10 protein-coding genes and 4 tRNA genes are annotated in these 14944 nt (G+C 44.4%); 5 read left to right on the top strand and 9 right to left on the bottom strand.

The genetic code is table 11. The features are described 5' to 3' along the window. Positions 1 to 174 precede the first annotated feature (174 nt). From nrdA to yfaE, 3 genes are all read left to right on the top strand, one after another. Positions 175 to 2457, top strand: coding sequence for a class 1a ribonucleoside-diphosphate reductase subunit alpha (nrdA, locus tag R7190_RS15140; RefSeq protein ID WP_318137573.1), 2283 nt, complete (start codon positions 175 to 177; stop codon positions 2455 to 2457). A gap of 83 nt (positions 2458 to 2540) precedes the next feature. Next, on the top strand, positions 2541 to 3674 hold the full coding sequence (gene nrdB / locus R7190_RS15135; protein WP_005376818.1) for a class Ia ribonucleoside-diphosphate reductase subunit beta: 1134 nt from the start codon (positions 2541 to 2543) through the stop codon (positions 3672 to 3674). After that, a complete protein-coding gene (yfaE, locus tag R7190_RS15130; RefSeq protein ID WP_005376817.1) occupies positions 3674 to 3955 on the top strand; it encodes a class I ribonucleotide reductase maintenance protein YfaE in 282 nt (93 codons plus the stop codon). The genes nrdB and yfaE overlap by 1 nt, the downstream gene beginning before the upstream one ends. 96 nt (positions 3956 to 4051) lie before the next feature. Here yfaE and R7190_RS15125 read toward each other — a convergent pair whose 3' ends face one another. Further along, entirely contained in the window at positions 4052 to 5284 is a 1233-nt protein-coding gene (locus tag R7190_RS15125; RefSeq protein ID WP_115386155.1) for a CinA family nicotinamide mononucleotide deamidase-related protein, read from the bottom strand. 191 nt (positions 5285 to 5475) lie between these two features. Between R7190_RS15125 and R7190_RS15120 the strand changes: the two genes are divergently transcribed. Together R7190_RS15120 and R7190_RS15115 are read left to right on the top strand one after the other, a co-directional pair. Beyond that, positions 5476 to 6378 carry a DUF3943 domain-containing protein gene (locus R7190_RS15120; RefSeq protein ID WP_206949302.1) on the top strand — a complete coding sequence of 301 codons (903 nt, stop codon included), beginning with the start codon at positions 5476 to 5478 and terminating at the stop codon, positions 6376 to 6378. A 221-nt stretch (positions 6379 to 6599) separates the two neighbouring features. Continuing rightward, positions 6600 to 7112: a glycine cleavage system protein R gene (locus tag R7190_RS15115; protein ID WP_005376814.1), complete on the top strand. Its 513-nt coding sequence runs from the start codon at positions 6600 to 6602 to the stop codon at positions 7110 to 7112. 77 nt (positions 7113 to 7189) lie between these two features. Here R7190_RS15115 and nspC read toward each other — a convergent pair whose 3' ends face one another. From nspC to pgsA, 8 genes are all read right to left on the bottom strand, one after another. After that, positions 7190 to 8323, bottom strand: coding sequence for a carboxynorspermidine decarboxylase (gene nspC, locus R7190_RS15110; protein WP_262602558.1), 1134 nt, complete (start codon positions 8321 to 8323; stop codon positions 7190 to 7192). A gap of 103 nt (positions 8324 to 8426) precedes the next feature. Further along, positions 8427 to 9671 carry a carboxynorspermidine synthase gene (locus R7190_RS15105; RefSeq protein ID WP_012841628.1) on the bottom strand — a complete coding sequence of 415 codons (1245 nt, stop codon included), beginning with the start codon at positions 9669 to 9671 and terminating at the stop codon, positions 8427 to 8429. An 18-nt stretch (positions 9672 to 9689) separates the two neighbouring features. After that, the gene (locus R7190_RS15100; RefSeq protein WP_318137572.1) at positions 9690 to 12566 is read right to left on the bottom strand and encodes a pyridoxal phosphate-dependent class III aminotransferase; all 2877 of its coding nucleotides are present in this window, start codon (positions 12564 to 12566) and stop codon (positions 9690 to 9692) included. A gap of 897 nt (positions 12567 to 13463) precedes the next feature. Further along, positions 13464 to 13539 (bottom strand) — tRNA-Gly (locus R7190_RS15095). Positions 13540 to 13552: 13 nt separating this feature from the next. After that, positions 13553 to 13639: transfer RNA gene (locus R7190_RS15090), tRNA-Leu, on the bottom strand. A gap of 78 nt (positions 13640 to 13717) precedes the next feature. Continuing rightward, a tRNA-Gly gene (locus R7190_RS15085) sits at positions 13718 to 13793 on the bottom strand. A gap of 36 nt (positions 13794 to 13829) precedes the next feature. Further along, positions 13830 to 13903: transfer RNA gene (locus R7190_RS15080), tRNA-Cys, on the bottom strand. Between the two features lie 463 nt (positions 13904 to 14366). Next, positions 14367 to 14924: a CDP-diacylglycerol--glycerol-3-phosphate 3-phosphatidyltransferase gene (gene pgsA, locus R7190_RS15075; protein ID WP_186584859.1), complete on the bottom strand. Its 558-nt coding sequence runs from the start codon at positions 14922 to 14924 to the stop codon at positions 14367 to 14369. Between the last annotated feature and the right edge of the window lie 20 nt (positions 14925 to 14944).

Here is a 14944-nt window from a genome sequence, read left to right as displayed (position 1 = left end):
TCAGTGTAATAGCACTATCTTGTAACCCGCAAACAAATGAACCCCTATATGTTGTGTTTAAGCGACAATATATAGATAGACTTTGATCACAAAGCCGCCGCAAGCTTTACTCATATTGCACATAAACAAACAAAAATACGGCTTTTATCAGTTTTCTTAGGGAAATAAAGCAGAATGAACCAACAACTTACCGTCACCAAGCGTGATGGCCGTAAAGAAAGTATCGATCTGGATAAAATCCACCGCGTTATCACTTGGGCTGCAGAAGGTCTAGATAATGTTTCGGTTTCTCAAGTAGAACTTCGCGCTCACATCCAGTTTTACGACGGCATCACAACGACAGATATTCACGAGACAATCATCAAGTCTGCGGCAGACCTGATCTCTGAAGAGACTCCGGATTACCAATACCTAGCTGCTCGCCTAGCGGTATTTCATCTGCGTAAAAAAGCGTATGGCCAATACGAGCCACCAACGCTTTATGATCACGTGTCTCGCCTCGTCGATATGGGTAAGTACGATCAACATATTCTAGAAGACTACACAAAAGCAGAACTCGACGAACTTGATGCGTACCTCGACCATAAACGCGACCTAAACTTCTCATACGCGGCAGTTAAGCAGCTAGAGGGTAAGTACTTCGTACAGAACCGTGTTACGGGCCAAATTTACGAAAGTGCTCAGTTCTTATACATCCTTGTAGCAGCGTGCTTATTTGCGAAATATCCAAAAGCGACGCGTCTTGATTACATCAAACGTTTCTACGATGCGACATCGACATTTAAGATTTCTCTACCTACGCCAATTATGTCTGGCGTGCGTACCCCTACTCGCCAGTTCAGCTCATGTGTTCTGATCGAGTGTGGCGACAGTCTTGATTCTATTAACGCAACAGCAAGCTCAATTGTTCGTTACGTATCTCAGCGCGCTGGTATTGGTATCAACGCAGGTCGTATCCGTGCATTAGGCTCAGAGATTCGCGGTGGTGAAGCATTCCACACTGGTTGTATTCCGTTCTACAAGTACTTCCAAACAGCAGTAAAATGTTGTTCACAAGGTGGTGTACGTGGTGGCGCAGCTACTGTGTTCTACCCAATGTGGCACGGTGAAGCACGCTCACTAATGGTACTTAAGAACAACCGTGGTGTTGAAGAAAACCGTGTTCGTCACATGGACTACGGTGTTCAGTTAAACAAACTGATGTACCAACGTTTAGTTGAAGGCGGCAATATTACGCTATTCTCACCATCTGATGTACCTGGTCTGTACGACGCATTCTTCGAAAACCAAGAAGAGTTTGAGCGTCTATACGTGAAGTACGAGAACGATCCTTCAATCAAGAAAGAAACGGTTAAAGCGATTGAAATGTTCACTCTGCTAATGCAAGAGCGTGCATCAACGGGTCGTATCTACATCCAGAACGTGGACCACTGTAATACTCACAGCCCATTTGATTCTGAAGTCGCTCCAGTTCGTCAGTCGAACCTATGTTTAGAAATCGCACTGCCAACGAAACCATTAACTAACGTTGAAGATGACTCAGGCGAGATCGCACTGTGTACGCTTTCTGCATTCAACTTAGGTGCTATCAAGTCTCTAGATGATTTCGAAGAGCTATCCGATCTTGTTGTTCGTGCGTTAGATGCACTGCTTGATTACCAAGATTACCCTCTACCAGCGGCATACAAATCGACTATGAACCGTCGTACGCTAGGTGTTGGTGTGATTAACTTTGCTTACTACTTAGCGAAGAATGGCGTGAAATACTCTGACGGTAGCGCGAACGGCCTAACTCACCGTACGTTCGAAGCAATGCAGTACTACCTATTGAAAGCATCTGTAGCACTGGCGAAAGAACAAGGTAAGTGTCCTTCATTCGACGAGACGAACTACGCGAAAGGCTTACTGCCGATTGATACGTATAAGAAAGATATCGACCTAATTTGTGACGAAGCGCTGCACTACGACTGGGACAGCCTGCGTAAAGAAATTATGGAGCACGGCCTACGTAACTCAACACTGACTGCGCTAATGCCTTCTGAGACTTCTTCTCAGATTTCAAACGCAACTAACGGTATTGAGCCACCACGTGGTTACGTTTCAGTAAAAGCTTCGAAAGACGGTATCCTGAAGCAAGTTGTACCAGAGTTCACAGAACTTAAAGACAGCTATGAACTGCTTTGGAATATCGGTTCGAACGACGGTTATCTACACCTTGTGGGTATTATGCAGAAGTTTGTTGACCAAGCTATCTCTGCTAATACTAACTACGACCCGTCACGTTACGAGACTGGCAAGGTTCCAATGAAGAAACTGCTTCAAGACCTGCTAACAGCGTATAAGTTTGGTGTGAAAACGCTTTACTACCACAACACTCGTGATGGCGCGAAAGATGAACAGAAAGACGCTGTTCAACCACAATATGACGATTGTGCTGGCGGCGGTTGTAAGATTTAATCTTCCCGTACCTAGCGAACCCGTAAAGACAGACTATCGATAACCTCCCCCTTACGGGGAGGTTTAAAAGGAATTGAGGCATTATGGCTTACAGTACTTTTAACCAAAAAAAGAATGACCAATTGAAGGAACCAATGTTCCTAGGTCAATCAGTAAACGTTGCACGTTACGACCAACAAAAGTTTGAGATTTTCGAAAAACTTATCGAGAAGCAACTTTCTTTCTTCTGGCGTCCAGAAGAAGTAGACGTATCTAGCGACCGTATCGATTACAACAAACTGCCAGATCACGAGAAGCACATCTTCATCTCTAACTTGAAGTACCAAACGCTTCTTGACTCTATCCAAGGCCGCAGCCCTAACGTGGCACTGCTGCCGCTTGTGTCTCTGCCAGAACTAGAGACTTGGATTGAGACTTGGTCTTTCTCTGAAACGATTCACTCTCGTTCTTACACACACATTATTCGTAACATCGTGAACGACCCTGCGGTGGTGTTTGATGATATCGTTGAGAACGAGCACATTCTGAAGCGTGCAAAAGACATCGCGCACTACTACGACGATTTGATTCAAGCGACGAATGATTACCATCGCTACGGTGAAGGTGAGCATGTCCTTAACGGTGAAACGGTTAAGGTTAGTCTGTACGATCTTAAGAAGAAGCTGTACATCTGTTTGATGTCTGTTAACGCATTAGAAGCTATTCGTTTTTACGTCAGTTTCGCATGTTCTTTCGCTTTCGCAGAACGCGAACTAATGGAAGGTAACGCGAAAATCATCAAGCTGATCGCTCGTGACGAAGCACTTCACTTAAACGGCACGCAGCACATGATCAACCTGCTACGTAACGGTCAAGATGACTTCACTTTCATGCAAATCGCAGAAGAGGCAAAACAGGACTGTTTTGACCTATTCAAAGAAGCGGCTGAGCAAGAAAAAGAGTGGGCAGAGTATCTATTCAAAGATGGCTCTATGATCGGTCTAAACAAAGACATCCTAAGCCAATACGTTGAATACATCACAAATATTCGTATGCAAGCGGTAGGTCTACCAGCAGCGTATCCAGAAGCAACAACTAACCCAATTCCATGGATTAACGCTTGGTTGTCTTCAGATAACGTTCAAGTTGCGCCTCAAGAAGCAGAAATCTCTTCTTACCTTGTGGGTCAAATTGACAATGAAGTTCGCGCAGATGACTTCGAAGGATTCGAGCTGTAATGGCAACACTCAAAATCAACAAACTGATCAGCATTGAATCCAACCCTTCCAATACGATTTTGGAAACAATGGAGCAAGCTGGCCTATTACCAGAATACAACTGCCGTGATGGGCACTGCGGCGCCTGTCGCTGCAAATTGGAGTCTGGTGAAGTGGAGTATGTTGGTTTTGCCATGGCTTACACACAAAGTGATGAAATATTACCTTGTATCTGTAAAGCAAAATCAGATTTGTCACTTAGCGGCGTTAACTACGCGATGAAAGAAAAGCAGCGCGCATAATGTTGACTCGACGGTATAAAATGCAAAAGCCAAGGTAATCACCTTGGCTTTTTTGTCTCTGTTTTTTGTCTCTCAGACTACTGTATAGAGCTTTGGTTATAAAGCACTGCTCGGGAGGTGCATCTCTTTAACTTTCTCTAAAAATGCATAATGCGCAAACATCGGTTTACGTTCTAGGTAGCGACGCAACAAGTCTAGTGCTGCCGTGCTGATCACTTTAACTTGATCACTGCGCTGATACTTTTTCGAGAGTTTATATAACGCTCCCCACTCGCCTGACGGTGTCGATAAAGCGACGGAAAAAACGCCCTCTTCAATATGGCCAGTAACGAGTGATAAATCCGTCCCACACTTCTCTCGCGTAGCGCCAGCCAGAGCAAACGTCTCTGCTAATGGATCTCCGCTGTTGGCCATCGCTTGAGTCAGGCTCGGTAGTATCCAACCATGCCCTAGTTGCTTTTCAGCGTTTTCATCGCCGTTTAGCCAGTACGTTAAGTATCCTCCGCTACTTTTTTCGGAGGTCGACACCGTTAGTCCTTTATCGACCAACAACTGGCCGACATTTTCAACCATAGGTAAGTCAATACTAACGGTATTACTCTCAAGGTGTTTATTAATTATCTGTACGAGTTTCAAACGCTGTTCAATCTGATCTGAAGGACCAAAAAGTTTCACTTCAATAAAAGGCAAGTAAGAGCGATACCCTAGCTCATAGCCTTGAGGAAGTTTTAGCTGATCTAGCTTATCTGAAATACCGGATTCAGATAGACCAAACGTGTAGATTCGACTACAACATGAGCCTTGAACATCTGGAAACACTCTTCTCAGATCGGGAAGAATTTGCGTCTCTGCCATGAGCTTAAATTCACTTGGTACACCCGGTGTGAAATAAAAAATGGCATCATTAATCAGCATTTTGAAACCGCAAGCAGTGCCTATCGGGTTGTCCAATATCTCTGCCGTTTCTGGCAGCATTGCTTGCTTTAAATTACTGTCCGGCATAGGGATGCCACGTCGAGCATACAAACTTTCTAGATGCTGCAACCACTCTTTGAATAGCACCAGTTTACAATCGGCGGCTCTCGCGGCGGCGGCAGCACTCATGTCATCCGTTGTAGGGCCTAAACCACCATTAACAATAACCACATCGTTGTTAAAGCTGAGCATTAAAAACTCTTCAACCAAACTCGATAGGCTATCACCAACCGTTGAGCGCTTTGTTAAGCCAAATCCATGTTGATAAAACAGGCTAGACAACCATGCCGCATTAGTATCAACAATATCACCGTGGAGGACTTCCTCACCAGTACTAAGCATTGCTATTTTCACAACTGACTCCTGAACGTAAGCACAATCCTATTTTCGTTATAGCGCTTATTTTTCTTTTTATTTGGACAAATCTCGCCGAGGTTTGTTGGGACTAAATAAGGGTCAAGTGTTTAAATGATTGATGTTTTGAGGGATAATTACGAGCCCGAACATACACCATTAACTCGGAGACCTTTGTGTCAAAATCATCCATGTTCAAGACGACTCTAACAGGCCTTTGCTTGGCTTCGTCAGCGCTTGCGCACGCAAGTCACTATGACCTAAGCCGTCATACAGAGTTTTCTTACACACCTGATTGCTTGTCAGGTTACTGCGAAACGACGACTCTGTACACCTTCGAGGCTCAAAATCGCGGTGTTATGTATGAACAGAATAATGATGATTCGCTAAACCTTGACGCAGGGCTTCAGCCTAAACATCTCATCATCCCTCAAGATAAAGACTGGGATTACCTGATGGGTCAAACCTACACCATTCTAGGTCTCAGTATCGCGACCGTAGGCATGATGACTTTTCTTCCAGAAAGTATCACCAAATGGGACGAAGAAGACCGAGACATGAGTAAGTTGGGGCAAAAGTGGAAAGATAATGTCTCTGACGGCCCCGTTTGGGATCGCGATGAACATGTCCTCAACTACATCATGCACCCATATTTTGGCGGCGTTTACTACACGGCAGCACGTCACGCTGGCTATAATGAATTTCAGTCGTTTTTGTACTCCGCAACTATGTCGACGTTCTTTTGGGAGTATGGCGTGGAGGCGTTCGCAGAAGTACCATCTTGGCAGGATATTTTTATCACACCATTCTTTGGTGCTGTTGTTGGTGAAATGATGTTAACGGCTGAGCAAGACATTATTGCAAACGGCGGCGAAGTTATGGGCTCTGAAACCGCAGGTGATGTTTCGCTCTTCTTCTTAAACCCTGTTGGACATATTCATTATTGGGTAACTGATGCATGGGGCGGTAGTGCAGAACTACAATTCAATTCATCACCTTGGTTTGGAAACCAAGATGTTGCAAAATTCGCCATGGACGCAGGCGCAAACTACGACAGTCAATTTTTTGGTGTCGAGTTAAAAGTAACCTTCTAATCCTAAGTTGATACTCGGTAAAAAGCAGCCTTACGATGGCTGCTTTTTTGTGCTCTGAACATTGTTTTAATTATTTCCATCACGAATTAGTGTTAAAAATTGACTTTCATCAAACATTACCTGCCCTTAGCACCTACACTAAATAAAAGGATTTATTCCAATAACTTAAGTAGCACGTTTATTCGTACTGCGTCCAAACCTTGATTCTAGGAGGGGACATTATGAACACCGTATTTATTGTTAATTTTGTCGGACAAGCGTCACCCGCCACGATTAAAGAGCTCGCTGCAATCACACACGAAAACGGCGGGAAATGGCTGATCAGCAAAGTAAACTTTATCGAAGACCAAGTTGCAGGTGTCATCAAAGTGGAGCTTCCAAGAGAAAATGCCGACATCGTTAAACAGGCGTTCTCTTCTTGTCAGACTCTTGTTGTTAGGTTCGTCGACTCTGAGCCTCACTCATATCGTGAAGACACTATCTTCCAACTTCGTTTAGATGCCAACGATAGAGCGGGTATTGTGAATGAAATTACTCACGTTCTCGATAATCAAGGTATCTCAATTTTAGATATGGATTGTCAGCGTGTATTCATTGCTGGAGGCGGAGGGGTAAGCTCTAGCTTATTCAGCGCTAAAATGGCGATAAAACTACCTAGCGAGCTAGAAATTGAAGACATAGCCAATGAGTTAGAATCTCTGAGTGAAGACACTCGTGTAATTGTAGAAAGCTAACTGCATACCTTTAACGCTTCCCCAATAAAAAGAGCAGCAATTCAGCTGCTCTTTGTCGTTCTAATACTCAATACGTTTTATTTCACTGACCACTGAGACAGTGAACGTTTGAAATCAGAGTAGTCAAATTCATTCAGTTTTTGAATGTCACCATTCGAGCGTTCACAGTAGACCGACGGCATACGTAGACCGTTAAACCAGTTTAGTTTCACCATGGTGTAACCGGCACTATCTAGAATATGCAGACGCTGTCCTATCTCTAGAGGCTGTTCGAAGTTCGCCACGCAGAACTGGTCACCAGCCAAACAAGAGCACGAGCCGATCACATACTCATGTTCACCATTTTCAGATGCTTCAAGGATTGACGCTGGCTCATTGTAGATCAACGTATCTAAGCGGTGAGCTTCTGTGGCCGAATCGACAATCGCCGTCTTCTTTACGTTCTCTACAATATCAACCACTGTTACAACGAGATCAGTGGTCTTAGTAATTATCGCTTCACCCGGCTCTAAATACATTTGTACGCCGTGTTTCTCTGAGAACGCTTTAAGTGCTAACCCCAACTTCTCGATATCGTACCCCGGCCATGTGAAGAACACGCCGCCACCCATGCTTACCCAGTCCAGCTTATCTAGGTACTCGCCAAACTGAGCTGAAATAGCATCGAGTAAGCCGATAAACGCATCCACGTCTTTGTTCTCACAGTTCATGTGGAACATTACGCCATCAATACCATCAAAAATTTCCGGTTTGATGTGATCAGCCTGAACCCCAAGACGAGAGAATTGACGCGCTGGGTTTGCTAAGTCTTGCCCTGCATAGCTCACACCTGGGTTTAGGCGCAAGCCAATCGATGCTTTACCTTCGACAATATGACGATAAGCCACTAGCTGTGACTGAGAGTTAAAGATCATCTTGTCACAGATGTCCGCCACATCGCGAACGTCATCTTCGCTGTAACCCACACTGTATGCGTGTGTCTCACCACCGAACGTTTCGTAGCCAAGCTTCACTTCAAACGGGCCAGAACTTGTTGTTCCGTCTAGGTAAGGCTTGATGATGTCGAATACACCCCATGTTGAGAAGCACTTCAGTGCTAATACAAGCTTCACACCAGAGATGTCTTTTAGCTGTTTTGCTTTCTCTAGATTCTCAATCAGCTTGTCTTCATTGATCATGAAGTATGGCGTTTTTAGTTCGTTTTGTTGCATTTTGATACCTTACGTCCCTTCGCCTTAGCAAAGACACTATAAAATCGAACAAAGCCGACGCAAGTGCATCGGCTTAAACGTACAAATAAGAGTCGCTAAATTCTTACTTCAATTTATGGATAACAGGTTGTCCTGGCTCCAGTTCTTGAACATGCCAATCTAGACCAATAGATGGCATGGTTTCTAGGAATGGGTCTGGATCTAGTTGTTCCATGTTGAACACGCCTTTGTCTGCCCATTTGCCACGGAAGAACTGCAAAGCAGCAGTGATCGCAGGTACGCCAGTGGTGTATGAGATAGCTTGGTGTTCAACATCTTCGTATGCGACTTCGTGATCAGCGTTGTTGTAAATAAATACACTGCGCTCTTTACCATCTTTCTTACCTTGAACCCAAGTACCGATACACGTTAGGCCAGTGTAGCCTGGTGCGAGAGATGTTGGATCTGGTAGTAGTGCTTTTAGCACGTGCAAAGGTTGAACAACCGTACCGTCGTGAAGCGTTAGTGGATCTGGGCTGAGTAGACCGATATCGCGCATCACATTGAAGTAGTTTAGGTAACGGTCACCAAAGCCCATCCAGAATTCGATGCGTTTCGCCGGGATGAACTCTTGCATAGATCGAACTTCGTCGTGCGCCATTGAGTACACTTTGTGTGAGCCACAATTCGGGAATTCGAACTCAAGCATACGTGAGTGACAAGGTACTTGTTTCCACTCGCCGTTTTCCCAGTAGAACGAATCGCCTTGAATCTCAAGCATGTTCGTTTCTGGATCAAAGTTAGTTGCGAACTTCTTACCGTGGTCGCCTGCGTTTACATCCATTACGTCGATAGTATCGATTTCATCGAACAGATGCTTCACTGCGTATGCGGCAAACACCGATACTACGCCCGGATCGAAACCAGCACCAAGAATACCTGTAATGCCCGCTTCTTCAAACTTCTCACGGTAGCCCCACTGCCAATCGTAAGCTTGAGGTACTTGTTGGCCTTCAGAGCACAAGTCAACCGCAACAGATGTATCAAGGTATGACACTTTAGCTTGGTAACATGCTTCCATAATAGACATGTTCACCCAAGGAGGACCTGCGTTGATCACTAAGTCAGGTTGTACTTCTTTAATTAAAGCAACTAAAGAATCTACGTCGTCCGCGTTTACCGCTCGCGCTTCTAATTTCTTAGTTGAATCTTTCAGATTGTTTTTCTTCTGAATCGATTCGATGATTTTCTCACACTTACCTACGGTACGTGATGCGATTGTGATATCACCCAGAACGTCGTTGTTTTGTGCTGCTTTATGTGCAACTACCCAGCCAACGCCGCCTGCACCAATCTGTAGAATTGCCATAGTTTTCCGTTACCTTTGTTAAACTAGCTCTGCCGCTAGCGTATTGATTTTTGAGAGCAAAGATTCAAAGTCCGCCGTCGTCAGACACGGGTTCAAAATCGTAAATTTCAATGCAGTTTTATCGTCGACAATGGTTTCACCCAATACCGCGATACCGCGTGTTAACGCTTCTAAGCGCAACGTTTTGTTCAGTTCATCAAGATCCGCTGATTCATGTGTCGCGCGGAACAGAACCGTAGATAGTGATGGTTCAGCCAACAACTCAAAGTGTTTGTTATCTCGAATCATGTCCGCCACTTCAAGCGTCTGTTCAAGCAAATGATCATACATATCGCCTAGGGCTTTTGGCCCTACGCTTTGCATCGTCATAAACACTTTGAGCGCATCAAAACGCTTAGTTGTCGCAATAGACTTATCCACCAAGTTCGGTAGTTCGTCGTGTTCGCGGTTCAAATAGTCTGCATGGTGAAGCAGGAATTTAAAGTTAGACTTGTCATTTACCAATAGCGCACCACAACTGATGGTTTGGTAAAACAGCTTATGGAAGTCTACGCTGATGGAATGTGCACGCTCACAACCTTTCAGACGCGCTTTTTGGCTACTTAGAATCAGAGCTCCACCGTATGCACCGTCGACGTGCATCCACATGTCATGTCTCGCTGCCATATCGGCGATAAAGTCTAAGTCATCAATAGCACCGTGGTCCGTTGTACCCGCTGTACCAACAATGGCAAATGGGATCAAACCTTCTGCTTTGGCCTGATTGAGAACTTCGTCTAATTTAGTGACATCCATCGTTCCATCGGCATTAGCATCGACGGTCATGACCGCTTTTTCACCCAATCCCATCCAAGACGCTGATTTTTGAACCGTGAAGTGGGATTTTTTCGAACATACAATACGTAGCTTGTCTGCGTATTCAGGAAGGCCAAGCTTTTGAATTGAGTGTGCACTGAGTTTGTCAACAATCCAATCTCGCGCAAGCATCAAACCCATTTGGTTACTTTGCGTGCCGCCGCTCGTGAAGATACCGTCCGCTTTTTCACCTAACTCATATTTATCGCATAGCCAGTTCACAACTTTCTGTTCAACATAAGTCGCTGATGAAGCTTGATCCCATGAGTCCATCGACTGGTTCAAAGCCGCAATCATTGCCTCTGCCGCAATCGCTGGCATCAACGGTGGAGTATGTAGGTGAGCAATACAATCTGGATGTTGAGTAAAAATTGCGTTTTTCGCGACCAGCTCAGCAGCATCGTCGATAACGGTTTTAAGAGGCGCATTTCCATTATCAAGATCAACGTCGTGAATCGCTGCTTCCAATGCTTTTGGATCCATACCTGAATACGGTGCAGTCACTTGTTCAAACACTGACTTCATTGCCGTAGTAGTGTGATTCATCACCGAAGCAAATTCATTGCTGCCCATCTCTCCAGTGTGGATGAAATGCTTCTTCCATTCATCTTGTGGCTGAGTTTCGATGTGACTACCGCCAGCGGCTAAAATCGCGTCTTCAAATACACGTAAAGCAAAGTCGATTTGCTCAAACGAGATGATAAGAGGAGGAAGGAAACGAATTACTGCGCCTTCGCGTCCACCTTTTTCAACGATCAAGCCACGCTCGAGTGCTGCGCGTTGAATAGAAAGTGTGAGTTCACTATCCGCTTGAGGTTCACCAAATTTATTGAGCTCACCGTCTGGATTTTTAATCTCCACGCCTAGCATCAAACCTTTGCCACGAACCTCTGCGATACAGTTTACACGCTTTTGAATACTCTCAAGGCCGTAACGCAGGTACTGACCCGCAATATTGGCATGCTCAACAAGGTTATCACGCTGGATAATTTCTAATGCTTTCGCACCAGAGACCATAGCTAGCTGGTTACCACGAAATGTACCTGTGTGCTCGCCCGGCTTCCATGTATCATGTTGCTTGTTGATAACCAATAGCGACATTGGTAAGCCACCACCAATTGCTTTTGATAAACACAGAATATCTGGAACAATGCCCGACTCTTCGAACGCGAAATTGTAGCCAGTTTTACCAATACCACACTGGATCTCATCGAAGATCAGTAAGATACCGTGTTCATCACAAATACGACGTAACTCTCGTAGCCAGAATGCTGGCGCAGGAGCAACACCACCCTCACCTTGCACTGGCTCCACGATAATCGCGGCAGGCTTCATAATGCCTGACTCATCATCGTTTAAAAGACGATCGATATAGCGAATACTTGCTTTCGCACCTTCATCACCGCCAAGCCCAAAAGGACAACGCAGGTTGTATGGGAAAGGCATAAAGTGCACATCCGACATCAAACCAGTTCGACGAGCTTTGGTGCCTAAGTTACCCATCATCCCCATCGTACCATTAGTCATACCATGGTATGCGCCACGGAAGGCAAACATAGTGTTGCGACCGGTAGTCTGTTTCGCGAGCTTGATAGCAGCTTCAACCGCATCAGCTCCAGACGGGCCGCAAAATTGGATAACGCTGTTCTCGCTTAACTCTTGAGGAAGAAAAGACTTAACAGATTGAATAAACGTCGTTTTTGCTGATGTTGCAATATCTAGCGTCTGATATGGCAGTCCTGAATCTAATTGCTCTTTCAGAGCTTGGTTTATTTCAGGATGGTTATACCCCAAAGCTAGAGTGCCAGCCCCCGCAAGGCAGTCTAGAAAGATCTGTCCACGCGTATCTTCAACCAAGCACCCAAAGGCTTGTTTAATTGCGATCGGCAAACGACGTGGATAAGAACGTACTTCAGATTCATGCTCAGCCTGATCAATCAATACTTGATCTGGCGTTAAGTCATACGTTCCCTCAACGATAGGAACCTGAGACGAAAAAATGTTTGCGATATTGCTATCGACTTCAAAGGCAGTGCTCATACTACATAATCCCTTGAATTATAATAATTCTGTATCCTGTATTAATAATCATTAGAATGAAATTACAGGAGGTGTGAATACCCCTCCGCATTTGTCAGTGCATAAATGACAAATACAGATCATCCGCCACGATACTCGCGACTTTATATGTAAAAGGGATTAATCAAGGTTCTGTAATGCACCCGTTTTGTAAAACAGGACATTTCGGCAGTATGAAGCTGATTAGTGTGTGTTTATTCAAAGGTTTCAATGTTGGGTTTCCCATTAATATGCCGCGTTTACAGCATTAGTATCCCGTCTATCGACAAAAGGCTTTGCCGATACCTACCCTACGCAGTGTCACAATCAGCTTGAATGGTCACTACGCGTATCCCCCAGAGATCAAACGTTGTTAATTACGCTCCGAGATTGCGCGCGAATTTATCACAAAATAAAATCTTCTGGCAACGATTTTTCATATTAGTAACAGTGATGTAAATCACAACAAAACATACCCCATCGCAACTGTCGTGCTCATAGTCGTGAGCTATGCTTTTCTGCTTCTCTCAAACAGCTGTTATTTAAACAAATATTCTTGAGATATCATCACCTCATCCAACAGAGGTTTAAGGTTGTGCTGCTTAATCGTAAAACATTCCTTTCTATATCCGGAACATTTAAAAAGATAGCATTCTCGTCACAGCTTTGCCTGGATCAAGAGTGGTTATTCTCCACAAGTGATGGTTTAAACATAGACTAGTAGGAATAGCTAAGGTGTTTTGCAATGGCAGAATGAACAATCACTTGAGTCAATGAGACAAAGGGTTCGTTACTTAACGAAGTCTGTGACAGAAAAGAAGTTTGAGATTTTCAAAAAATACGAAAAAGGCCTAACATTTTCATGTTAGGCCTTAAATCTGGAGCGACACACGAGGTTCGAACTCGTGACCTCAACCTTGGCAAGGTTGCGCTCTACCAACTGAGCTAGTGTCGCATTTAATATGAGATGGTGCCCCGGGCCGGACTTGAACCGGCACAACGCGAACGTCGAGGGATTTTAAATCCCTTGTGTCTACCAATTCCACCACCAGGGCACACAAATATTCTTTGTGATGCCTTTACAGAAAAGTAAAACACCATCTGATACCGCTAAATGCCATATCAATAAAATTTGGAGCGACACACGAGGTTCGAACTCGTGACCTCAACCTTGGCAAGGTTGCGCTCTACCAACTGAGCTAGTGTCGCATTTTTCTCGAAAGCCATTCGCTCTCAAAAGAATAATGGAGGCGCCTCCCGGAGTCGAACCGAGGTCCACGGATTTGCAATCCGCTGCATAGCCACTCTGCCAAGGCGCCTCATTTGTGAATAAAGCTAAGCTTTTTCACAACCCTTTTGAGCCGTGCTCTCTTGGGTACGGGATGCATTCTACGGATTCGAGCGATCGAGTCAACACTATTTTTATTTTTTTAAATCGTTTGACTAGAATTTGTGCGAAAGACGATGGATTGCTTAGTTTTAATACTAAAAATCGCTTAAATACACTTGTTTATCATAAAACTTTGGCTACGCCTTACACTGCTGGCCGTGCGTTGCGTGCATTGAAGTATTAATAATCAGAAGACTCGCCTCTCTAAGACTCTCCAAGGACAAAAACAAGACTTAGATCACAAATAGAACTCTATCGAAGCAAAAGCCCCAGATACAAATTGCAAACATGGCCGTTAGCAAGCATTGAAAAGCGAGAGAAGCCAAAAAATGCTGTAGATTGTCTTAGATACAAAAAAGCAGGCTATTAAGCCTGCTTTCTAACATCAGAATTTAATGGTGCTCTTCATTCAACAGATCGTCTTTCGCAGCAGCCAAATATTGAATCATTGACCAATATGTCAAGAAAGTTGCCACATACAAGGCCGCAAAGCCTAGCCAAACCATCCATTCATCGTAACGCCATATCAACACCCATAAGGCGAACATTTGCGAAACAGTTTTTACTTTGCCAACCCAAGATACCGCAACACTCGCTCGCTTACCGATTTCAGCCATCCATTCTCGCAATGCTGAGATAATGATTTCTCGCGCAATCATCGTTACCGCAGGAATGGTCACCCAAATTGAATGATAATGTTCCGTGATTAGAATCAATGCCGTTGCCACTAGCACTTTATCAGCGACAGGATCAATAAACGCGCCAAAACGAGAAGTTTGGTCAAGTTTACGGGCCAACATGCCGTCAAGCCAGTCAGTAAAACCCGCTACCCAAAACACCATTGCTGCTGCAAACGGTGCCCATGAATAAGGTAGATAAAAGACAACCACAAAAACAGGGATTAGGAACAGTCTAAGAAGAGACAGAATGTTCGGGATATTCAAACGCATTTTATTATTCTCTTACACAT

It is taken from the genome of Vibrio sp. 1078-1 (assembly GCF_033340475.1).
This window is presented reverse-complemented; position numbering and strand designations above follow the sequence as displayed.